Consider the following 21773-nt stretch of genomic DNA (forward strand, 5'->3'; position numbering starts at 1 on the left):
GCGCTTCTAGGCGCGTTCTGTATCGGCGGTGTGTCGCACGGGTCACACAAAAGGTTCATCGCGGTTGCACTGCCGATGCAGGGCGCGCGCCTTCTAGGATAGCGGGCGGACACAAGCCAAGGATGAAAGGGGTTTTCCCGGACGGATTCTTGGCCGCGTGCCAATTATGCCACGCAGAGCATCAACGGACGCTTAGATCGTCGCTACCCAGGCACGGGCAATGGCAAGGCCAGCGGCATCGGCGTCGGGTCCGTTACGGGCCATTTCGCCGTCCAGCTTTCCGGCCCAGTCGGGATGGCGCGCGGCAATGGTGGGCGCGAAGGAGGAACTCCAGTCCTGCACCATCGGCCGGTCGGCTTCGAAATGGAACTGGAAACCGTAGACGGCGCGGCCGACGCGAAACGCCTGGTTTTCGGCGACGTCGTTGCCGGCGAGCCGCACGGCGTCTTCCGGCAGTTCGAACGTGTCGTCGTGCCACTGGAAGATCGGGAACTTTTCCGGCAGTTCGGCCAGCACCGGATCGGCCTTGGCATCCGGCGTCAGCGACACGCCGCGCCAGCCGAATTCATTGGCGCCGCCGATGCGGTTCTCGCCGCCAAAGGCGCGGGCGACGAGCTGGCTGCCGAGGCAGATGCCGAGCACGGCGCGGTCCTTGCCGGCAAAATCGCGGGTCAGTTCGAGCAGCGCCGGAAAATAGGGATATTCATCGTCGGCAAGCGCATTCTGGCCGCCGCCGAGCACCACCATGGCATCATGGCCGGCCGCGTCCCGCGGCAGCGGATCGCCCTTGTAGGGCAGGCGTATATCGAGGTCGGCACCGGCTTCCGCCAGTGCCGCGCCGACCTGGCCGAGCCCGGTATTGTCGTAGTTCTGGACCACCAGCACCCGCATGGAAAACCCTGCTGACATGAAAACGATGCGACGAGCGATATCATGTTGCCGGCAAGACAGCCAAGATGCGTGCCCCAGGAGAAAACTATGCCACTGCAGAACCGGGTCGATCCGTTCGGCACCATTCACGCCGTGCCGGAACGCGGCCTGTTCACCGGCAATCGCGGAATCATTCACGACCCGGCAACGAAGACGCTCCTGAGAAAGCGCTGGGCGCTTCAGGCCTGGATCATCTGCGTGTGCCAATTCCGCGACGTGCGGCGCGAGCCAATGGGCCGCAACCGGCCCGGTGGCAAGGCCGGCTGGACCGAACTGTTTTTTCTCGACGAGGTGACGGCGCTCGCCGCCGGGCACCGGCCCTGCTTCTTTTGCCAGCGCGAACGCGCCAGGGATTTTGTCGGCCATTTCGGCGAAGCCTTCGGTATTGCCGAGCCGCGCGCGCCGCAGGTCGACAAGCGGTTGCACAAGGAGCGGCTGGCTTCCGGCGGCAGACGGCCCGCCATCGCAAGGGATGCGCTTGCCCGCCTGCCCGACGGCGCGATGATCGCGGATGGCGGCAGTGCTTATGCCTGGCGCCACGGCAGGATGTTGCCGTGGGCTTTTGCCGGATACGGCCCGCCGACCAGCCTTGATCGGTTCGAGGCCAAGTCGCTTGTGCTGCTGACCCCCGAAACGACCCTTGCCGTCCTGCGTCACGGCTTTCAACCCATGTGGCATCCTTCGGCCGAGGCTTGACGGCGGCGGCCGGCTCGCCCATTCCTCGGCCATGCGCGCCAACTACAAGATGCAACGCCTGTTCGTGCCCGACGACCTCGGACCAGACATCGAGTTCGAGCCCGGCCAGCAGCAGAGCCATTATCTCCTGCATGTGCTGCGGCTCGCCGAAGGCGCCGAGGTCCTTGTCTTCAATGGTCGCGACGGCGAGTGGTCGGCGGCCATATCAGCGAAGTCAAAGCGGTCGGTGCGGCTGAAGGTTCTGGCGCCGCAAAGACCGCAGCCGCCTTTGCCCGACCTCATCTACTGCTTCGCGCCCCTGAAGCAGGGCCGGCTCGATTATCTCGTGCAGAAGGCGGTCGAGATGGGCGCCGGCGTCCTGCAGCCGGTCATCACCCAGCATACACAGGTAGCGAAGCCGTCCATCGAGCGCCTGCGCGCCAATGTCGTCGAGGCCGCCGAGCAGTGCGGCATCCTGGCGGTGCCGGAAGTGCGCGAGGCGGAAAAGTTCGAACGCCTGCTGACCGGCTGGGACAAGGAGAGGCGGCTGATCTTCTGCGACGAGGATGCCTCGACCAACAATCCGTTGCCAGCCTTGCAGGCGGTAGAGGGAAAGAGGCTCGCCTTGCTGGTCGGGCCCGAGGGCGGCTTTTCCGACGAGGAGCGGATGATGCTGCGGGCGCTCCCCTTCGTGAGCGCCATTCCGCTCGGGCCGCGTATCCTGCGTGCCGACACGGCGGCCGTGGCAGCGCTCGCGGTGATGCAGGCAACAATTGGCGACTGGTAGCGAAGAAGCCGTTCAATTCCTCTTGACCTCTGGCTCAGGATTTTTCGCTTGATCGTCTCCTGACATTTCGTCCATTTAGCGCCGGCGGTGGTCCAACCGCCTTTGAGGGCTTGAAAAATGGCGCGCGATACAACCGATTTCCGGCCCATCGAAGGCGTAGACGAACTCGTCGAGCACCTGGCCGAGGGCAACAAGCCGCGCGAAAAATGGCGGATCGGCACCGAGCACGAGAAGTTTCCGTTCTATGTCGATGGCAACGCGCCGGTGCCTTACGGCGGCGAGCGGGGCATCCGCGCCATCCTCGAAGGCATGCAGAACAAGCTCGGCTGGGATCCCATCATCGACGACGGCCGCATCATCGGCCTGGTCGAGCCAACCGGCCAGGGCGCGATCTCGCTGGAGCCCGGCGGCCAGTTCGAGCTTTCCGGCGCGCCGCTGGAAACGATCCACCAGACCTGCCGCGAGGGCAATGCCCATCTGGCGCAGGTGCGCGAGATCGCCGAGCCGATGGGCATCCGCTTCCTCGGCCTCGGCGGCAGCCCGAAATGGTCGCTGGCCGAGACGCCGAAAATGCCGAAGTCGCGCTATGAGATCATGACGCGCTACATGCCCAAGGTCGGCACCAAGGGTCTCGACATGATGTACCGCACCTGTACGATCCAGGTGAACCTCGACTTCGAGAGCGAGGCCGACATGCGCCGCAAGATGCAGGTGTCGCTGAAGCTGCAGCCGCTGTCGACGGCGCTGTTCGCCAACTCGCCCTTCACCGACAGCCGGCCAAACGGGCTGCAGAGCTGGCGCGGCGACATCTGGCGCGACACTGACAACCAGCGCTCGGGCCTGCTCGAATTCTGCTTTTCGCCCGATTTCGGTTTCGCCGACTATGTCGAATGGGCACTCGACGTGCCGATGTATTTCGTCATTCGCGACGGCCACTATCACGACATGACGCATGTCACCTTCCGCCAGTTCATGGCCGGGGCCGCGCGCAATGAAGTGCCGGACGGGCTGCCGACGATGGGCGACTGGGCGAACCATCTGTCGACTTTGTTCCCTGACGTGCGGCTGAAGCGTTTCCTTGAAATGCGCGGCGCCGACGGTGGGCCCTGGCGGCGCATCTGCGCGCTGCCGGCCTTCTGGGTTGGATTGCTCTATGACGAGGCGGCGCTCGACGCGGCCGAGGCGCTGACCTCAAGCTGGACCTATGAAGAAACGCTGGCGATGCGCAACGCCGTGCCTGAGCTCGGAATTTCCGCGCCCTTCCGCAACACCACGCTGCGCGAGGTCGCCCGCGACGTCATGGCCATTTCGCGCACCGGCTTGAAGAACCGCGGCAAGAAGAACCGCGACGGCTACGACGAAACCTCGTTCCTGAACACTTTGGACGAAGTGGTTGCGCGCGGCACGACCAGCGCCGAGGAGATGCTGTCGGCCTACCACACGCGCTGGGGCGGTTCGATCGAGCCGGTGTTCATGGAATACGCCTATTAACCCCGCGCACTAGGAGCGGCAAAAGCCGCTTCAATCGGGCGTTGAAACGAATTAGGCTCGCTTCGAGGATTTCCCGGAGGAGAAGCCGATGCCCACCTTGTTCGACATGCTGACGCAGGCCCAGAACGGCAACGGCATGCAGGCGCTTGCCCAGCAATACGGGCTTTCGCTGCAGCAGACGCAGGCGGCGGTCGCCGCCCTGCTACCTGCCTTTTCACAAGGATTGCAACGCAACACCGCCGATCCCTATGGGCTCGGCGCCTTCATGACGGCGATGGCGAGCGGCCAGCACGCCAAATATTTCGAGGACGCGACGCGCGCCTTCTCCCCGCAAGGCGTCGATGAGGGCAACGGCATTCTGGGCCACCTGTTCGGTTCGAAGGATCTGTCGCGCGCCGTGGCCAGCCAGGCGGCCCAGGCGAGCGGCGTCAGCCAGCAGGTGCTGCAGCAGATGCTGCCGGCGATCGCCTCGATGGTCATGGGCGGCCTGTTCAAGCAGACGACAAATCAGTTGACGGGGGGCCAGATGCAGGCCTTCGGCGGCGGCAACAATCCACTGGGCGAGATCATCGAGCAGATGATGCGGCAAAGCGGCATGCAGGCGCCGGCGCCGCAACAGCGCCAGGCACCGCCGCCTCAGAACCCCATGGACAACCCGCTCGGCAAGGTATTGCAGGACATGTTCGGCGGCGGCTCACCACAACCACAAAGCCAACCGCAGCCGGCGCCAAATCCCTATGGCGACAATCCGCTCGGCAAGGTGCTGCAGGACATGTTCGGCGGCGGCGCGCCGCAGCAGCCACAAAGCCGACCCCAGCCCCAGCAGACACAAAGCCCTTACGGCGACAACCCGCTGGGGAAAATCTTCGAAGAGATGCTGCGGCAAGGCGGAGGCGGCGGCTTCGGGATGCCCGGCGGGCAGCCGGCGCCGCAACCTCAAGCGCCGCAGCCGCAGCCGCGCCCCCAGGCCAATCCGAGCGGCCGGCCAAGGAACCCGTTCGACGACATTTTCGGCAAGATGTTCGAGACCGGCGCGCAGCAGCGTGACGACTACCAGAAGGGCGTGGAAACGATCTTCGACCAGTTCAAGTGGGACATGGACCGACGATAGCAGTTCAAGCGTCCGAGTCACCGCGCCTTTCAAACTGGTAACATTCATCGACGAGGCAAAGAGACATGACGGACAGACTTGAATATCCGGTCATCATCGCGCCGCTTGCGATGGAGGACGGAGGTGGGTTTTCGGCCCTTGTACCGGACCTTCCTGGCTGCATGAGCGACGGTGAAACTCCCGAAGAAGCCATCGCAAACGTTCAAGACGCCATTGCATCCTGGATAGAGGCCGCACACGAACTCGGCAGATCGATACCAAGGCCGTCGCGCAAGTTGGCTTTTGCCTAAACACAAAAGAAAAGCCCGGTCCTTGGGAGGACCGGGCAGCGTGCAGGCTGGCCGGCGGGGAACCGGCAGGGAGTGGGGTGCCTGCATGAATCTTGGTCGGGCTGAACCGCAAAAAGGTTCAATAGGACCGAAAACGAGCCAATCAGGCGACCTTGCGGGCGATGTCCTCGATCGTTTCGACGCGGTCGCTGGCGATCTCACGCAGGATTGCCGTCGGATCGCGGCCGAACGGCACGTCGATGGCAACATGCAGGTCGGCGCGCGTCAGGCCGATATCGGCGAGCTCGGCATCCGACATCTCGCCCAGGCGGTAGAAAGCACGGCGGTTTTTCCAGGCGCGGTAGAAATTGAAGGCGGCGTTGACCACGCGCGTCGCAACGGCCGGACGCGAGGTGATGCGCGAGGTCTCGGTGGCGAAATCGATCGTGGTCATGTCAGTCTCTCCTTCGGAGTCGAGCGGACGAAACCAGGCAATCGGCGCCCGGGAGAAGCGCCGTTCCGGTCTCAATACACATGCCTTCATGTGGACAATGCCAATTTGCCATCGCCGGATTGATTAATCCAACGAATGTTTTTAATCTTTGGCATCAACACTAGTGATGGATCACGCCGATGAAAGCGCCGCTCGATCTCGATCAGTTGCAGACCTTCGTCTCGATCGCCGACACCGGCAGTTTCACCCGGGCGGCGGAAGAGGTGCACCGGACCCAGTCGGCCGTGTCGATGCAGATGCGCCGTCTGGAGGAGCGGATCGGCAAGCCGCTGTTCGAGAAGGAGGGGCGCACCAACCGGCTGACGGAAGAGGGCGACAAGCTGCTCTCCTACGCAAGGCGGCTGCTCTATCTCAATCGCGAGACGCTCGCCGCCTTCGACGACCAGCGTCTCGAAGGCACGATCCGCATCGGCACGCCGGACGACTATGCCGACCGTTTCCTGCCCGAGATCATGGCACGCTTCACCCGCTCCAATCCGCGCGTCGAACTGACCGTCATCTGCGAGCCGACGCCGGGGCTGGTCGAACACATCAAGCGCGGCAATCTCGACCTGGCGCTGGTGACGCACAATGATGTGCGCGGCCAGTCGGAGGTCGTGCGGCGCGAACCGCTGCTGTGGGTATCCTCGGCCAATCATGCGACGCACGAGCAGGAAATCCTGCCGATGGCTTTTGGGCGGCCGAACTGCATCTGGCGGCGCGCCGCCGTCGACGTGCTCGACCAGCAGAACCGCGACTACCGTATCCTGTTCACCAGCTTCTCGGCGACGGTGATCACTGCGGCCGTGCTGTCCGGCCTGGCGATCTCGGTGCTGCCGGAATGCGCGCTCAGGCCCGGCATGCGGGTGCTGGGCGAGGCCGACGGCTTCGGCGCCCTGCCCGATTGCCGCATCGGCATCATGCGCGGCCAGACCTCGCGGCCGGAGATCGTCGATGCGCTTGCCCGCCACATCTCGGAAAGCCTGGACAACATCTCGGTGCCGCTTGGTGAGGAGACGGGAACGTTCGACTTCGCCGCCCTCGCCTTCGCCAAGATGAAGCGGACCAGGCCGAACCAGATCCTCCCAGGCTGGTAACAAGGTCATGACGCCCGACACGGGCGCCTTGACGCAGGCGCCCAACCAGCCCCCAATCGGCCGATGAGCGAAGCAGCATCCGAATCACGCACCAACGCCACCGAATATACGGTGAGCGAAATATCGGGCGCGCTGAAGCGCACGGTCGAGGACGTCTTCGGCAATGTGCGGGTGCGCGGTGAAATATCGGGCTATCGCGGGCCGCATTCCTCCGGCCACGCCTATTTCGCGCTGAAGGACGACCGCGCGCGGCTCGACGCCGTGGTGTGGAAAGGCACGATGAGCCGGCTGAAATTCCGTCCCGAGGAAGGGATGGAGGTAATCGCCACCGGAAAGCTCACCACCTATCCCGGCAAGTCCAACTACCAGATCGTCATCGACAATCTGGAGCCGGCGGGCGCCGGCGCGCTGATGGCGTTGCTGGAAGAGCGCAAGCGCCGGCTGCAGGCGGAAGGGCTTTTCGATGCCGGCCGCAAACGCCGGCTGCCGTTCATGCCGCGCGTCATCGGCGTCGTCACCTCGCCGACCGGGTCGGTCATCCGCGACATCATCCACCGCATCAAGGACCGCTTTCCGCTGCATGTGCTGGTCTGGCCGGTTCGCGTACAGGGCGACACGGCGAGCGCGGAAGTGACCAATGCCGTCACCGGCTTCAACGCGCTGGCATGGGACAACCCCATCCAGCGCCCCGATCTGCTCATCGTGGCGCGCGGCGGCGGCAGCCTGGAGGATTTGTGGGGCTTCAACGACGAGGCACTCGCCCGTGCCGTCGCCGCCTCCGGCATTCCGGTGATTTCGGCGGTCGGCCACGAGACCGACTGGACGCTGATCGACCTTGTCGCCGATGTACGGGCGCCGACGCCGACAGGCGCGGCCGAAATCGCCGTGCCGGTCAAAGCCGACCTCGAAGCGACTCTGGCCAGCCTCGGCGCGCGGCTCAAGGCAGCCGTCCTGCGCAATTTCGAACGCAAGCGGCAGGCCGCCCGTGCGGCGGCGCGCGCGCTGCCCTCGCCCGATCAATTGCTGGCGCTGCCGCGCCGGCGCCTCGACGAGGCGACATCGAGGCTCGGACGTGGCCTGATGGTCTCCACCGAGCGCAAGCGGGCACGATTCTTCGCCGTAAAATTGACCCCGACAATGCTTTCGCAACGGATTGCCGAGGCACGGCGCACCAATGACCGTAATCTTTTGCGGGCGCAGGGGGCTCTGCGCACTCTGGCGAGAACCCGGCGCGCGGAGCTCAATCGTGCCGCGGATCAGTTGCCAAAATGCGCCAAGGCGTCATTGCAGCGGCACAGACAGCAGTTGGCTTTGCTGCAGGGCCGCATCACGATCGAGCCGACAGCCCGGCGGCAACGTGTCCAGAGGGATCTGCTAACGGCTTTGACGAGACGCGGCGGCCAAGCGATGCTGCTCAGGTTGGAACGGTTGCGCGGCCGCATCGTCCAGGCCGAGCGGCTGATGGCGACACTGTCGCACAAGGCCGTCCTGGCGCGCGGCTTCGTGCTGGTGAAGGATGCCGACGGCGCCGTCATCAAGCAGGCCGCGGACGTGGCGTCGGGGATGGCGCTTTCGCTGGAGTTCGCCGACGGCACGGCCGATGCGGTGGCAACCAGCGGCGCGGCGCGGCCAAAGCCCGCCGCCAGGACCGCGGCCAAGGCTAGAGAACCCGGCAATCAGGGATCCTTGTTCTAAGAGCATGACCGACAATCCGCACCATCTGGCAACGCCATCCGGCAAGCCGCGCGCACGACATTTCGGCATCGGCTTCGACGGAACGCCCGGGCCATTCAACGCGATCACCGACGTGCCCGGCGTCGCGGTCGGCTATGCGACGCTGATATCAGGCGATGGTCCGCTTGTCGTCGGCAAGGGACCAGTGCGCACCGGCGTCACCGCCATCCTGCCCAGGCCGCGCGCCGAGCTGGCGACGCCAGTCTTTGCCGGCATCTTCAGCCAGAACGGCAATGGCGAGCTGACCGGCTCGCATATCATCGAGGAAACTGGCGCATTCAATTTCCCGATCACCATCACCAACACGCATTCCTGCGGTGTTTCGCGCGACGGCACGCTGCGCTGGATGAACCGGGTGCTGCCGGCCGCGCTCGACAGCGCCTGGGGTTTGCCGGTGGCGGCAGAGACCTATGACGGGTTTCTCAACGACATCAACGGGCATCATCTGACATCGGAGCATGTCGCCGAGGCGCTTGACGGCGCGGCAGGCGGAGCGGTCGAGGAAGGGAGTGTCGGCGGCGGCACAGGCATGATCACCTTCGGCTTCAAGGCAGGCTCGGGCACGGCCTCGCGCATCGTCGCATGGCAAGGGCGCACCTACACGGTAGGCGCCTTCGTGCAGTCGAATTTCGGCAAGCGGCACAATTTCACCATTCGTGGCCGGCGCGCCGATCCCGAACTCACCGAACCAGCGATCCGCGAAGCCACGGCGCGCGCGGAAAAGGGCTCGATCATCGCCGTCATCGCCACCGACGCGCCGTTCCTGCCGCATCAGATGAAGCGGCTGGCACGGCGTGTGCCGCTCGGCGTCGCCATGACCGGCGGCTTCGGCTATCACAGTTCGGGCGACATATTCCTCGCCTTCTCGACAGCCAATCCCGCCGCGGCGCTGGCCCCGTCGGGTCGGATCGCCAGTGCCGATTTCATTCCCGATACGGACATCGATCCGTTCTTCGACGCCGTGATCCGGACCGTGGAGGAATCGATCCTCAACGCCCTGGTCGCCAATGAAGACATGATCGGCCGCGACGGCAACTTCGTGCCGGCGCTGCCGAAGGCGTGGCTGAAAGAAAAATTCGGCTGAGACGAAAACGCGGGCCGAAAGGCCCGCGCATTCAGACAGGTTTGCCCTGAAAATCTATTCCGCGGCCTTGCTGGAAGCCTGCTGGTTCTCGTCGGCCTCGGCCGCTTCCTCGAGCCGGGAAGCGATCAATTCCTGGATATCGCCGACTTCCTCCTGGATGTCCTCCAGCGGTATGCCGACCTCGGCCGCCTTGGCGGCGCATTCGCGGGCCAATGTCTCGGCCTGCTTCTCGATTCTGGCGTGGGACTGGCAATGGACCTTTTCGCCGATCCAACCCCGCAAGAACTCGATCGCATGTTCACTCATACTGCTTTTCCCTGGCGGCAAAGCCGGTTGGTAATCATAAACGTCGGCATCCCGCAAAGGATGCATGCTCCCATTCCAGCCGAGTCGCGGCCAGCCGGCAAGTCAATGCCGTCCAGGGTCCACAGAGCCGAAGGAAATCGAGGGGTGAAGAACATTTTCTGATTCTGAAGGACTGTACCGTTGGCGGGATCGGCCCGCTCCGAGCAATTGCTTCTACCTGTTTACGGCTTCCAGTCCGTTTCTTAATCTCAATGGCTGTCGCTACAGCCGCCTTGTGACGTTGCGCTTCAAGGCGTGAGCCCGCGAAGCCGCCGGTATATAGTGATATCCTCATACGATGTCGACTCTCCTCGAGGCCGTGCATACGAGCCATGCGAAAGTCACATCGATCACCAGAGGTCAGAAGGTCTCGACCCAGGGCCTGAGCTCCATTTCCCAGGTCCAGGCGCTGCGTTGCTGGCGATGGATGGCAAGATAGGCCTCCGCGATCGCGTCCGGCGACAGCCGGCGATCCCGCGGCTCGGCGTCCTGGCCTGACGCGGCCGAGGCAATGGCGCCGTCGATGATGAAATGCGCGACGTGAATGTTCTTGGGCGCCAGTTCACGGGCCATGGATTGCGCCAGCCCGCGCAATCCGAATTTGGGCATGGAAAAGCCAGCGGAGCCGGCGAACCCCTTCACGCTTGCCGTCGCGCCGGTGAACAGGATCGATCCCGAGCCCAGGGCCAGCATCCGGCGGGCCGCCTGCTGGGCCACCAGGAACCCGCCATAGGCCCCAACCAGCAGCGCCTGGCGGACCGCCTCGGGATCAAGCTCTGCTATCGGGCCGCGAGCGCGGCCGCTGGCATTGAAAACCACCAGGGAAAGCGGACCGGCCTTGTCGGCGACATCAAACAGCTGCTCCACCGACGCCGGGTCCGAGACATCCGTCGCCACGGCTTGCGCGCCTGTCAGCGCCTGCAATGCCCCGAGCTTCTCGATGTTGCGGGCGGCCAGGACGATTTGGAAGCCTTCCCTGGCGAGAAGACGCGCGAGCGCGGCGCTCAATCCCGAGCCCGCCCCCGCAATGACGGCAACGTTGGATGTCATGGGATCTCTCCTTCTTCCATTGATTGCAGCCAAAGACTGGCGCCGCCCCATTGAAGCTTGCCGGATCAGAGCGGCGCCGGCAACGCGCTCGGCGGCAAGAAAAATGGCCGGGCGCGAAAGCGGCCCGGCCAAAAAAGAAGGTCACAACCTTCAGAGGGGAACACCGCTCAGTGAAATGGGAGGAAACCACCGAACGGATTTTCCGTTTTGGGCCGATTCTCGGGCAGATACGACGAACGATTTTCTAAAGATGAGGCAGGACGGCGAAAATCCTGTCCTTTCCCTCCCAAAAGACTCAGCCAGCCCGGATCTGCGGCTCAAGCAGGTCCGCATAATGACGTCGCGCGACGTCGGGGTGCGAGCGCAGCCGGCTTTTCAGCACATTGGTTCCGACATCGCGAAACAGCGGATTGTCCGGTTCGCTGGCCGGTCCGCGTGCCTGCGCCGCCAATTCCTCGGGGAGTTCAAGCAGCGGTATCGTCGCATCGAGTTTGGCGCTGAAGAAGAACGGCACCGAGATGCGTTCGATGCCGGGAGGCGGCGTCACGACGCGATGCACGGTCGCACGCAAATAGCCGTTCGAGGCCAGCTCCAGCAATTCGCCGATATTGACGACCAGCGTCCCGGGAATGGGGTCCACATCGACCCAGCTTCCGTCATAGTCGACCTGCAACCCCTTATTGTCGTCCTGGAGCAACAGCGTCAGGAATCCGCCATCCTTGTGCGCGCCGACGCCCTGGTCGCCGCCTGTCGCCTCGCGGCCGGGATAGCGCACGATCTTCATACGGTGGTTGGGCTCGCCGCGGTAAATCGGGTCGAAGCCATCCTCGGGCTGGTCGAGCGACAGCGCGAAGGCTTTCAACAGCCGGATGGCCACCGCCGTTGCCTTGGCCTGCCATGCCAGCAGGGCGGGTTTGAGCTCCGGCAACGCAGCCGGCCACTGATTCGGCCCCTGCAGCCGCGTCCAGGCCGGAATTCCGGGGCCTTGCGCTATGGGCTGGCGCTCGACGCCGATATCGAGCTGCTCGCGCCAGTCCGCCTTGCCCTTGGTCAATTCGCCGCCGGCCCGGGTATAGCCACGGAATTGCGACGACTTGACCATTTCGATCGCCAGCTTGTCGGCCTCGGCCAAGGCAAAGAAGCGGCGGGACGCGGTCAGCACCTCGCTGATCTCCGCCCAGGAGATCCCGTGTCCGGCCAGATAGAAAAAGCCGATGTCGCGCGAGGCGGAGCGCAGGTCGGCCAGAAACGTCCGACGTTCCGACGCGCCTTGTTCAAAGCGGCCCAAGTCGAGCACGGGTACTATTCTGGGCATATCAGGCTCCTTTCCTGGTTTCTTGCGGATGTGTGCCCATCCGCGAACCAGGCCTGTTGGACATGCGTGCACTTTTCGGCGGTCACAACCGCCAGCAATGGCCGCAAGTCTCATCGACTCCAGATTGCCAAGAAAGAAACGATCGGCCCTTCGAAGCCGCCGCGACGAACAATTTTTCCACGCGCGCCGGCAAGCTGACAATGACCGCGATCATTCGGCAGATATGAACCACCGGCAGGCGCGCGGCCTCTGCCTATTGGGCTGCCCTGAGCAGCATGCCGAAGAGGTCGCGCGGCTCGTCGGGGTCGGCCAGCATGTCGAGTTCCTGATAGAGGCCGGTCGAGGTCAGCTGGTCCCTGACATAACGCAGCGCCGAAAAATCCTCGATGGCGAAGCCGACGGAATCGAACAGCGTGATCTGGCCGGCATCGCGGCGGCCTTGGACGGCGCCGGTGAGCACCTGCCACAGCTCGGTCACCTCATAATCCGGCGCAAGCTGCTGAATCTCGCCTTCTATAAGCGTCTGCGGCGGGTATTCGACGAAGATGTCGGAGCGCAGCAGGATGTCGCGGTGCAGTTCCGTCTTGCCCGGACAGTCGCCGCCGACGGCGTTGATGTGCACGCCCGGGCCGACCATGTTGTCGGTGAGGATGGTGGCGTACTGCTTGTCGGCGGTCACGGTGGTGATGATGTCGGCCCCTTCGACAGCCTGCTGCGCGGTGGTGCAGGCGACCATCTCGAAGCCGAGGCCGGCAAGGTTGCGAATGCATTTCTGTGTCGCCGAACCGTCGATGTCGTAAAGCCGCAGCCTGTCGACGCCGAGCAGTGCCTTGAACGCCAGCGCCTGGAACTCTGCCTGAGCGCCGTTGCCGATCAGCGCCATGCAGCGGGAACCGGCCGGCGCCAGGTGTTTTGCCGCAAGGGCCGACATGGCAGCCGTGCGCAGCGCCGTCAGGATGGTCATTTCGGACAGCAATACGGGATAGCCGTTGTGGACGTCGGCCAGCATGCCGAAAGCGGTCACGGTCTGGCGGCCCTCGCGCATGTTCTTGGGATGGCCGTTGACGTATTTGAAGCCGTAGACCTCGCCGTCGCTGGTCGGCATCAGCTCGATGACGCCCTCGGCGCTGTGCGAAGCGACGCGCGGCGTCTTGTCGAACAGTTCCCAGCGGCGGAAGTCGTCCTCGATGTAGAAGGCGAGTTCGACCAGGAACCGCTCGACGCCGATTTTCAGTACAAGCTTCATCATATGGTCGACGCTGACGAACGGCACGATGTTGAGATTGGGAATCATGTCTTGGTCCTTGCCCGCATTGCCGCACCGATCAGTCCTGGCGATGCGCGTTGTGCGCCTTCATCATCGCGGCGAGCGCCGGATCGTCTTGCTCCAGCGCGTCGATCGCGCCCGAAGTGTCGCAGCGGCGCTCATCCTGCCCCATCTTGAACTTGGCTTCGAGGCGTTCGATCGGCAGGTCGAAGCCGAGGATGTGAGGTATGCGCCGCTCCATGCCGCCGGGGCCGAGTTCGCGCATGCGCCAGCGGCCCCTTGGCTGCTTTCCGACAAGCTAAGGCTACTCTTCCAACTATGTCAATATCTCTTCATTGTTGACCAGATTTAAAATCCCTGTAATAAACTCGACACAACGAGGCTGAGAGCCCAACACGCTTTTCGGGGAGGCCAATGGCGATACGCGATGTTCTGATGCGCGGGGATCTGGTGCTGACACCGTCGGAGGAAAAGATCGTCCGGCTGCTGTTGACGGACTATCCGACCTCAGGCCTCGGCACCGCCTCGTCGCTTGCCCGGCGTGCCGGCGTCAGCGATCCCACCGTGGTCCGGCTGGTGGTCAAACTCGGCTATGAGGGGTTTCCGGACTTCCAGGCAAAGCTGCTCGCCGAGGTCGAGGCCCGGCTGCATTCGCCGCTGCTGATGATGGAGGCAAAGCGGAAAAGCGGCTCCAGCGACAGCGCGGTGCTCGCCTATTTCGATTCCGTCACCGCGGCCCTGCAGAAAGCCACCGCCGCGACACCTGTCCAGACCTACGAGCGGGCCGCCCGCCTGCTGATGGAGGCCAAGGGCGAGATCGTGCTGGTTGGTGGCCGGTTCAGCCGCCATATCGCCGGTATGCTGGCCGGATATCTCGGGCAATTCCGCTCCGGGGTCCGCGATCTCGGCGTGCTCTCTCCCCAGGCGTTCGACACGCTGGCCGACCTCGGCCGCCGCGACGTGCTCATCGTCTTCGACTATCGCCGCTACCAGCTCGACGTGATGGCCTACGCACGCCAGGCCTCGGCACTCGACGTGCGCATTCTTCTCTTCACCGACCAGTGGCTGTCGCCGATAGCCGATCTCGCCGAAGTCACCATCGTCAGCCCGCTCGAAGTCGCATCGCCCTACGACACGCTGGCGCCGGCGATCGCACAGATGGAGGCGCTGACCGCCCATATCGTTTCAACGCTGGACGACCAGGCACGGGCTCGCATCGAGCGGATCGAGAAAGTGCGACACGCCAATGCGGTGACGCTCGACAACGATCCGGATGGGAACGGCGCACGCCAGACAGTTGGCCCACGCAAGACACCCGGACCCAAAGCAGCAAAGCAGGACGGCAAAGCATGACCCAAGCCTCATCCAAACAGGCCCTACCCAAGCGAGACGAAGCCTTCCGTGCCGGCGAGACGGCGCTGCTGATGGTCGACATGCAGCGTATCTGGCTGGAGCCGGGTGCCGACCCCTCGCATCCGGAGCGCGGCCCCGATCATTATTTCTATCGGCAGACAGCCTCGCGGACGATCCCCAACCAGGAGCGCCTGCTGGCGGCGGCGCGGGCCAATGGCGTGGAAGTGCTGCACACCATCATCCAGAGCCTGACCGAAGACGGCCGCGACCGCTCGCTCGACCACAAGCTGACGCCGATTCATGTCGCGCCCAGCCTTCCCGAAGGCCTGCCGGTGGCTTCGCTGGCGCCGGTCGGCGACGAGATCATGCTACCGAAGACCTCGTCGGGCATCTTCAACTCGACCAATGTCGACTATCTCCTGAAGAACCTCGGCATCCGCTACCTCGTCGTGGTCGGCGTGCTGACCGACCAGTGCGTCGACATGACGGTGCGCGACGGCGCCGACCGCGGCTACCTCGTCACCTGCGTGTCGGATGCCTGCGCCACCATCACCCAGGAGCGCCACGAGATCGCGCTGAAGGCCTTCGGCGGTTATTGCTGGGTCACGGACACCGATACCGTCGTCAACCGCTTCAACGCTTTGGGAAAAATTGCATGATATCTGCCGTTGAGCCCCTCGTCGCCGTCGTCACCACGGATCTCGCCGCCATCACACGGGGCCGCTTCGTCGTCGAAAGCAGGCTGCAGAAGACCGCCACGACCGGTGTCGGCTGGCTGCAGGCCAATCTGTCGATGACGCCGTTCAATTCGATCGTCGATCCCAATCCCTGGGGCTCGTCCGGCGACCTGCGTCTGATCCCCGACCTCAAGGCGCGCTTCCGCACCGAACGGACGGGAGCGGCGACGCCGTTCGACATGGTGGCGGGCGACATCGTCGAGCTCGACGGCAGCCCCTGGCTCGGCTGCACGCGCACCATGCTGCGGGATGCGCTGGCGGAACTCAAGGCGGCCACCGGCCTTTCCGTCATCGCCGCCTTCGAGCACGAATTCCACATTGCCGACGGCAGTTTCGCGCCGGCGCATTCGATGTCCTTCGCCGCGCTGCGCCGCACCGATCCGTTCGCCCCCAATCTGATGGCCGCGCTCGAAGAGGCAGGCGTCGGGCCTGAAGTGGTCATCGCCGAATTCGGCAGTGAACAGTTCGAAGTGACGCACGAGCCGGCCGATGCGCTGATGGCAGCCGACCGTGCCGTCGCCATCCGCGAGATCACGCGCGAAGTGGCGCGCAACGCCGGCTGGCGCGCGAGCTTCGCGCCCAAGATCGCCCCCGACGCCGTCGGCAATGGCGTGCACATCCATTTCAGCTTCGTCGACGAAGCTGGCAAGCCGGTGACCTACGATCCAGCGCAACCCGGCGGCCTGTCCACCAAGGCCGGCGCCTTCTGCGCCGGCGTGCTGCGTCACCTGCCGGCGATCACCGCCATGACGGCGTCGAGCGTGTCGTCCTTCTACCGGCTGAAGCCGCATAGCTGGAGCTCGTCCTATACCTGGCTCGCGGACCGCGACCGCGAGGCATCGCTGCGCATCTGTCCGACGGTGACGATCGGCGGGCGCGATCCGGCACGGCAGTACAATGTCGAGTACCGGGCGGCCGACGCCACCGGCAATCCTTATCTGTCGCTGGCGGCGATTATCCGCGCCGGGCTGGAGGGACTGAAGGCGGACCTGCCCTCGCCGCCGCTGGTCACCGGCGACCCGACGCTGATGAGCGAGGAGGAACGGGCAAAGCTCGGTCTGGTGCGGCTGCCCGAGACCTTGCCGGCGGCGCTGGACGCACTGCTGGCCGACCACACCGTCACGGGCTGGTTCGCGCCGATCTTCATCGAGACCTTCGTCGGGCTGAAGCGGCATGAAGCCGACCGCCTGGCCGGCCTTGATCCCGCTGCCATCTGCGATCTCTACCGGACGCTTTATTGATGACCGCGCGGACTGAAAAAGATTGGCCCGACGCCGTCGAGGTTCTCAACGAGCACGGCCGCTGCGACATCGTGCTGTTGTGCGAGCATGCGTCCAACCACATGCCGGCCGAGTATGGCCGGCTCGGGCTCGATGCCAGGCATCTGCAACGCCACATCGCCTGGGACATCGGTGCCGCGGAGGTGACGCGCCTGCTGTCGGCCCGGCTCGATGCGGCGGCGTTCTTGAGCGGCTATTCCCGGCTGCTGATCGATCTCAACCGGCCGCTGGGCAGCCCGGGCAGCATCCCTGTGCTGTCGGAAGATACCGATATTCCCGGCAATGCCGGCATCGGCGCGGCGGAACGAAACCGACGCGCGCAAATCATGTTTTCGCCGTTCCATGACCGGGTGGCGGCATTTCTCGACCGCCGGATGGCCGAAGCCAGGCCGACACGAATCGTGACCATCCATTCCTTCACGCCTGTGTTCCTCGGTGTCGCCAGGCCATGGCATGCGGGCGTGCTGCATGACCATGCGGCCGATCTCGCCGCGGCGATCCTTTCGGGCCTGCGTACCGACGCGTCACTCAATGTCGAAGCCAACGTGCCCTATGTGATCAGCCGCGACGCCGATTACGCCGTGCCCATCCATGGCGATGATCGCGGCATCCCAGCCGTGCTTGTCGAGATAAGGCAGGATCTGCTGGCGAACCGCTCCGGCATCGAGGAATGGGCCGACCGGCTGGTGGCGGCGCTGCCCGCGCATGAAGCGGAGGCATCTCAGCCGGCGCGGACGTGACGCCGCGATCATCGTGTAGGTCGGCAAGCCGCGCTTCTCGCCATCAGCGCCGCGCTCGCATGATGGGCAACGAAGCCGCGGCTCACGCCAGCCACTTCTTGATCGCCGGGCTAGCGAGAACGGCGCGCATGCGATGCTCGGCATCGGCACCCGCCCAGCGCCATCCGCGCGGGTCGGGCCGCAATCGACGCCGATCACGGGAAAGGCCGCCTTCATGCCCGGCAGCACGCCGGTTTGCAGTAGCGCCTCGATCGAAAGATCGCGGCCATTTACATGGCCCCTGCATTAGGCCTCCCGACCCGACCTGCCCTCCCAACCGGCGGCAGGGCAATCTCGCTAAAGCGATGGCCCCATCAGGATTGGGCTGCCGTCGCTGAACCGGGATAGGCGGAACCTGTGAAGCTTGTGTCCCGTCTCGTTGCCCTGGATCAAGTCGGACAGGAGGCGGCCAAAGCCAGGGCCTATGCCGAAGCCATGGCCGCTCATTCCCGTCGCGATGACGAGACCCGGAACCGCGGCGGCGCGATCGACCACGGGCACGACATCCGGCATCGCATCGATCATGCCGGCCCAACTGGCCTTGAGCGGCACTGCGGCGAATTGCCGGAATAGCCCCCTGAACCCACGGTCGATGGCGCGAAGAGCCTTGGCCTCGGGGGCGGGATTGAGAACGCGCATCCTTTCGAACGGGCTTTCCTTGTCCGCGTCCCATTTGCGCGGCGTTGACCAGCTGTCCGGAAATGCGCGCGGCGCCGCCGGCAGGTAGCGTGTGCCAAAGGGATTTGCCTTCAAGGCGGGCAGATATTTGGGTGCGTGGCGCAATGCATCCGGCCCGACATAGAGCAGGTGGCTGCCTCCCGCGGCAAGCGTGTACCCGCCATCTTTTCTGCGCCGGAAGGCGATGCGTTCGTCGGCGGCGGCACCGGCATGGATTTCCGGCATCGGCGCCGTCGCCGCGACGGTCGTGCGGACGCTGAGCTGCGGGATCGAGACGCCGTGCGCGCGCAGGAACAGCGATGTCCAGGCGCCGCTGGCGACAAGCACGCTCGACGTCGCGATGCGGCCTTTCTCGGTCCAGACACCGCTGATGCGTCCGGCGGAGATATCGAGCATGCGTGCCGCGCAGTTCTCGATGATGGTGACACCCGCACGCGCGGCCAGGCGGGCAAGGGCCGGCACGGCGACCCAGGGCTCGGCGCGCATGTCCGACGGCGTGGTCATGGCGCCCTTGAAGGGGCGTGACATGGCCGGGATCAGCTTGGCGGTCTCGCCTTGATCGAGGAGGCGCGTGTCGACGCCATGCGCCTGTGCGATCTTCAGGAACTTGGCGAAATCGGCCATTTCCTTGTCGGTACGCGCAAGATAGGTCACGCCCGTCTGCGTCAGGCCTATGTCCTCGCCGCATTCCTCGGCCAGTTGACGCCAGAGACGCTGTGCCTCGATGACGATAGGCAATTCGTCCGCATCGCGGCCCTGCTGGCGGATCCAGCCCCAATTGCGCGAGGATTGCTCGGCGGCGATGCGGCCCTTTTCCAGCAATGTCACGGATATGTTGCGCCGGGCCAGGAACAACGCCGTGGTGACGCCGATGACGCCACCGCCGACAATCACCACATCCGACGTCTTCGGCAGCGGAGCCTGAAACTGGATCGGACTGGCTTCAGTGAAAGGGAAGGTCGTCAAAGGATGTCCTTTCCATAAGCATTGCCCTTCGCCCATGCCCGGGGGCGCGAAGTCGCCCGCTTTCATGGGAGGCTGGCCAGCCATGATGTGTCGACGAGCACTACACGGCCAGCCTCGAAATCCAGCGTGCCAGCTCGATCAAACTGTTGACCACCGTCGGGCAGCTTCTCGTCGCCGCACGCAGACTTCGAGACCCAGGTCACGGCAGCGATAGGCAGCTTGCTTCACGGCTTCAGGCCAATCCGAATCGCTCCACCGCACGCATGATGCCGCGCAATTCGGCAAGGCCCTTCAGCCGGCCGATGAGCGAATAGCCGGGGTTGATCTTCTTCTTGCCGATGTCGTCGGCGAGCAGATGGCCATGGTCGGGCCGCATCGGGATTTGCCAGTCGGCCCGCCCCTGCTCGCGGCGGCGCTTCTCTTCCTGCATCAAGGCAAGGATGACATGCGCCATGTCCGTGCCGCCTTCGAGATGCTCGGCCTCATAGAACGAGCCGTCCGCCTCGATGGTGATGTTGCGCAGATGGACGAAATGGATACGGTCGGCGAATTCCTTGACCATGGCGACAATGTCGTTGTCGGCGCGCGTGCCATAGGAGCCGGTGCAGAAGGTCAGTCCATTGGCGGGGCTGTCGACGGCATCGAGGATGAAACGCGCATCCTCGGCCGTCGAAACGACGCGCGGCAGGCCATAGAGCGAGAACGGGGGATCGTCGGGATGGATGCACATGCGCACCCCTTCCTCTTCGGCCGCCGGAATGATCTCGCGCAGGAACCAGGCCAGGTTGTCGCGCAATTCCTTTGGCCCGATCGCATCGTATTCCGCCAGGGCTTCGCGAAAACTTTCGCGGTCATATTTGCGCTCGGTTGCCGGCAGGCCGGCAATCAGGTTGCGCTCGATCTCGTCGATCCGCTCCGGCGTCAGCACCTTCAGCCGCTGCTCGGCCTCGGCGATGCGCGCCGGCGTGTAGCTGGCCGCGCCGTTCTTGCGCCGCAGCACGAAGAGATCATAGGCGGCGAAGTCGATGGCGTCGAAACGCAAGGCATAACCGGTCGTCGGCAGCCGGTAGGCCAGATCGGTGCGGGTCCAGTCCACCACTGGCATGAAATTGTAGCAGATGGTCTGGATGCCGGCCTTGGCGAGCGCGCGGATGCTGTCGCGATAATAGCCGGCATAGCGCTCGCGCTCCGGCGCGCCGATCTTGAAGGAATTGTGCACCGGGATGCTCTCGACAACCGACCAGGTCAGCCCAGCCGCTTCGATGAGCTTCTTGCGTTCGAGCACATCGGCTTCAGGCCAGGCCCTGCCGTCATAGATCTGGTGAAGGGCTGAAACCACGCCGGTGGCGCCGGCCTGCTTGACATGATCGAGTGTCACCGGGTCGTCAGGTCCGTACCAGCGCCAGCACTGTTCCATTGCAGCTTTTCCTTCTTACAAGAGACCGGCAACCTATTGTTTGACCACGATGAGTGTCAAACTGAGGGCTGGTTTCGATGGCGAATGAAGGAGCTTCCGCGATGAAGGATTTTGACGGCAAGGTTGCATTGGTGACCGGGACGACGGGTATCGGCCTGGCAACCGCCAAACGCCTGGCGGCTGGGGGTGCTGCGATCATCGCCTGCGGCATCGACCGGGCAGCCAATGCCGCCATGCAGGAGAGCCTCGCCAAATCCGGAGCGGACGCGCTGGTGCAGACGGTTGACGTCTCCGTTTCCGAGCAGGTTCGCGATGCTGTCGCGGCCGGTGTCGCGAAATTCGGCGGCATCGATGTCATCGTCAATTCCGCCGCGGTCCATCCCTACGGGACGGCGACGACGACCGACTGGGACACCTGGAACCGGGCGATGACGGTCAATGTCGGCTCGATCTATCTGACCGCCCATTTCGGCATTCCGGAGATGATCAAACGCGGCGGCGGCGCCATCGTCAACGTCGCTTCGGTGCAGGGCTTCGCCTGCCAGCAGAACGTCGCCGCCTATGCCACGACCAAAGGCGCCATCCATACGCTGACGCGGTCGCTGGCGCTCGACTACGCGAGATCAGGCATAAGGGTGAATTCGGTCAGCCCGGGTTCGATCCGTACACCGATACTCGAAAAGGCCGCGCGTGGCGCCGGCGGCAGCGACGCCGATGTCGAAGAAGCCTACAGGCGCTTCGGCGCGGCCCATCCGCTAGGCCGCATAGGCGAACCGGAGGAAGTGGCGGAACTCATCGCTTTCCTGTGCTCGTCTAAGGCCGGCTTCTGCACAGGCGCCGACTACAAGATTGATGGCGGCCTCACCGCCGGCATCGGCGTGAAATAGGGCCATGAAGTCCGGTCTCTGCTCCATC

The 21773-nt window shown here is 64.5% G+C and carries 23 protein-coding genes; 14 read left to right on the forward strand and 9 right to left on the reverse strand.

Annotated elements, in window-relative coordinates; translation table 11 throughout:
* Window positions 1–192: 192 nt before the first annotated feature.
* Window positions 193–891: a type 1 glutamine amidotransferase gene (locus LB564_RS05785; protein ID WP_224536673.1), complete on the reverse strand. Its 699-nt coding sequence runs from the start codon at window positions 889–891 to the stop codon at window positions 193–195.
* Between the two features lie 87 nt (window positions 892–978).
* Between LB564_RS05785 and LB564_RS05790 the strand changes: the two genes are divergently transcribed.
* The 5 genes from LB564_RS05790 to LB564_RS05810 all read left to right on the forward strand — a co-directional run bounded on the left by LB564_RS05790 (window position 979) and on the right by LB564_RS05810 (window position 5284).
* On the forward strand, window positions 979–1626 hold the full coding sequence (locus tag LB564_RS05790; protein ID WP_224535798.1) for a hypothetical protein: 648 nt from the start codon (window positions 979–981) through the stop codon (window positions 1624–1626).
* 31 nt (window positions 1627–1657) lie between these two features.
* On the forward strand, window positions 1658–2392 hold the full coding sequence (locus LB564_RS05795; protein WP_140709353.1) for a 16S rRNA (uracil(1498)-N(3))-methyltransferase: 735 nt from the start codon (window positions 1658–1660) through the stop codon (window positions 2390–2392).
* A 117-nt stretch (window positions 2393–2509) separates the two neighbouring features.
* The gene (locus LB564_RS05800) at window positions 2510–3883 is read left to right on the forward strand and encodes a glutamate--cysteine ligase (protein WP_140709254.1); all 1374 of its coding nucleotides are present in this window, start codon (window positions 2510–2512) and stop codon (window positions 3881–3883) included.
* 88 nt (window positions 3884–3971) lie between these two features.
* Window positions 3972–4994: a DUF937 domain-containing protein gene (locus tag LB564_RS05805; protein WP_224535800.1), complete on the forward strand. Its 1023-nt coding sequence runs from the start codon at window positions 3972–3974 to the stop codon at window positions 4992–4994.
* Between the two features lie 65 nt (window positions 4995–5059).
* Window positions 5060–5284 carry a type II toxin-antitoxin system HicB family antitoxin gene (locus LB564_RS05810; RefSeq protein ID WP_224535802.1) on the forward strand — a complete coding sequence of 75 codons (225 nt, stop codon included), beginning with the start codon at window positions 5060–5062 and terminating at the stop codon, window positions 5282–5284.
* A gap of 142 nt (window positions 5285–5426) precedes the next feature.
* On the opposite strand, the gene LB564_RS05815 is transcribed toward LB564_RS05810, so the two are convergent.
* Window positions 5427–5717: a DUF1127 domain-containing protein gene (locus tag LB564_RS05815; protein ID WP_224535804.1), complete on the reverse strand. Its 291-nt coding sequence runs from the start codon at window positions 5715–5717 to the stop codon at window positions 5427–5429.
* Window positions 5718–5896: 179 nt separating this feature from the next.
* Here LB564_RS05815 and LB564_RS05820 point away from each other — a divergent pair, with 179 nt between their 5' ends.
* The 3 genes from LB564_RS05820 (at window position 5897) to LB564_RS05830 (ending at window position 9671) form a co-directional block, all read left to right on the forward strand.
* A complete protein-coding gene (locus LB564_RS05820) occupies window positions 5897–6853 on the forward strand; it encodes a LysR substrate-binding domain-containing protein (protein WP_140709262.1) in 957 nt (318 codons plus the stop codon).
* 63 nt (window positions 6854–6916) lie between these two features.
* On the forward strand, window positions 6917–8548 hold the full coding sequence (xseA, locus tag LB564_RS05825) for an exodeoxyribonuclease VII large subunit (protein ID WP_224535806.1): 1632 nt from the start codon (window positions 6917–6919) through the stop codon (window positions 8546–8548).
* 4 nt (window positions 8549–8552) lie between these two features.
* Window positions 8553–9671, forward strand: a complete 1119-nt coding sequence (locus LB564_RS05830) for a P1 family peptidase (protein WP_224535808.1) — start codon at window positions 8553–8555, stop codon at window positions 9669–9671.
* A gap of 54 nt (window positions 9672–9725) precedes the next feature.
* Here LB564_RS05830 and LB564_RS05835 read toward each other — a convergent pair whose 3' ends face one another.
* The 3 genes from LB564_RS05835 to LB564_RS05845 form a co-directional block, all read right to left on the reverse strand.
* Window positions 9726–9977 (reverse strand): DUF768 domain-containing protein, encoded by a 252-nt coding sequence (locus LB564_RS05835; RefSeq protein ID WP_015316487.1) that lies wholly within the window; start codon window positions 9975–9977, stop codon window positions 9726–9728.
* A gap of 399 nt (window positions 9978–10376) precedes the next feature.
* Complete coding sequence (locus LB564_RS05840) at window positions 10377–11066, reverse strand: SDR family NAD(P)-dependent oxidoreductase (RefSeq protein WP_224535809.1); 690 nt, start codon at window positions 11064–11066, stop codon at window positions 10377–10379.
* Between the two features lie 295 nt (window positions 11067–11361).
* Window positions 11362–12381 (reverse strand): isopenicillin N synthase family dioxygenase, encoded by a 1020-nt coding sequence (locus LB564_RS05845; RefSeq protein WP_224535812.1) that lies wholly within the window; start codon window positions 12379–12381, stop codon window positions 11362–11364.
* A gap of 62 nt (window positions 12382–12443) precedes the next feature.
* On the opposite strand from LB564_RS05845, the gene LB564_RS05850 reads away from it, so the two are divergent.
* Window positions 12444–12608 (forward strand): hypothetical protein, encoded by a 165-nt coding sequence (locus LB564_RS05850; RefSeq protein WP_224535814.1) that lies wholly within the window; start codon window positions 12444–12446, stop codon window positions 12606–12608.
* Between the two features lie 26 nt (window positions 12609–12634).
* Here LB564_RS05850 and LB564_RS05855 read toward each other — a convergent pair whose 3' ends face one another.
* Window positions 12635–13675 carry an ornithine cyclodeaminase gene (locus tag LB564_RS05855; protein ID WP_224535816.1) on the reverse strand — a complete coding sequence of 347 codons (1041 nt, stop codon included), beginning with the start codon at window positions 13673–13675 and terminating at the stop codon, window positions 12635–12637.
* Between the two features lie 31 nt (window positions 13676–13706).
* Window positions 13707–13913: a hypothetical protein gene (locus LB564_RS05860; protein WP_224535818.1), complete on the reverse strand. Its 207-nt coding sequence runs from the start codon at window positions 13911–13913 to the stop codon at window positions 13707–13709.
* 149 nt (window positions 13914–14062) lie between these two features.
* Between LB564_RS05860 and LB564_RS05865 the strand changes: the two genes are divergently transcribed.
* The 4 genes from LB564_RS05865 to LB564_RS05880 are packed head-to-tail and all read left to right on the forward strand — an operon-like array spanning window position 14063 to window position 17758.
* Window positions 14063–15001 (forward strand): MurR/RpiR family transcriptional regulator, encoded by a 939-nt coding sequence (locus tag LB564_RS05865; RefSeq protein WP_224535820.1) that lies wholly within the window; start codon window positions 14063–14065, stop codon window positions 14999–15001.
* A complete protein-coding gene (locus tag LB564_RS05870; protein WP_224535822.1) occupies window positions 14998–15660 on the forward strand; it encodes a cysteine hydrolase family protein in 663 nt (220 codons plus the stop codon). The genes LB564_RS05865 and LB564_RS05870 overlap by 4 nt, the downstream gene beginning before the upstream one ends.
* On the forward strand, window positions 15657–16979 hold the full coding sequence (locus LB564_RS05875) for a glutamine synthetase family protein (protein WP_224535824.1): 1323 nt from the start codon (window positions 15657–15659) through the stop codon (window positions 16977–16979). Before LB564_RS05870 ends, LB564_RS05875 begins: the two co-directional genes overlap by 4 nt.
* The gene (locus LB564_RS05880; protein ID WP_224535827.1) at window positions 16979–17758 is read left to right on the forward strand and encodes an N-formylglutamate amidohydrolase; all 780 of its coding nucleotides are present in this window, start codon (window positions 16979–16981) and stop codon (window positions 17756–17758) included. Before LB564_RS05875 ends, LB564_RS05880 begins: the two co-directional genes overlap by 1 nt.
* 336 nt (window positions 17759–18094) lie before the next feature.
* Here the strand turns inward: LB564_RS05880 and LB564_RS05885 are convergent, their stop codons facing one another.
* Together LB564_RS05885 and uxuA are read right to left on the reverse strand one after the other, a co-directional pair.
* Window positions 18095–19441 (reverse strand): NAD(P)/FAD-dependent oxidoreductase, encoded by a 1347-nt coding sequence (locus tag LB564_RS05885; RefSeq protein ID WP_224535829.1) that lies wholly within the window; start codon window positions 19439–19441, stop codon window positions 18095–18097.
* Between the two features lie 232 nt (window positions 19442–19673).
* Entirely contained in the window at window positions 19674–20858 is a 1185-nt protein-coding gene (uxuA, locus tag LB564_RS05890) for a mannonate dehydratase (protein ID WP_224535831.1), read from the reverse strand.
* A 101-nt stretch (window positions 20859–20959) separates the two neighbouring features.
* Here uxuA and LB564_RS05895 point away from each other — a divergent pair, with 101 nt between their 5' ends.
* Window positions 20960–21745, forward strand: a complete 786-nt coding sequence (locus LB564_RS05895) for an SDR family NAD(P)-dependent oxidoreductase (protein WP_224535833.1) — start codon at window positions 20960–20962, stop codon at window positions 21743–21745.
* Window positions 21746–21773 lie beyond the last annotated feature (28 nt).

Source organism: Mesorhizobium sp. ES1-6, from assembly GCF_020164775.1.
In the GTDB taxonomy this organism is placed as follows: Bacteria; Pseudomonadota; Alphaproteobacteria; order Rhizobiales; family Rhizobiaceae; genus Mesorhizobium.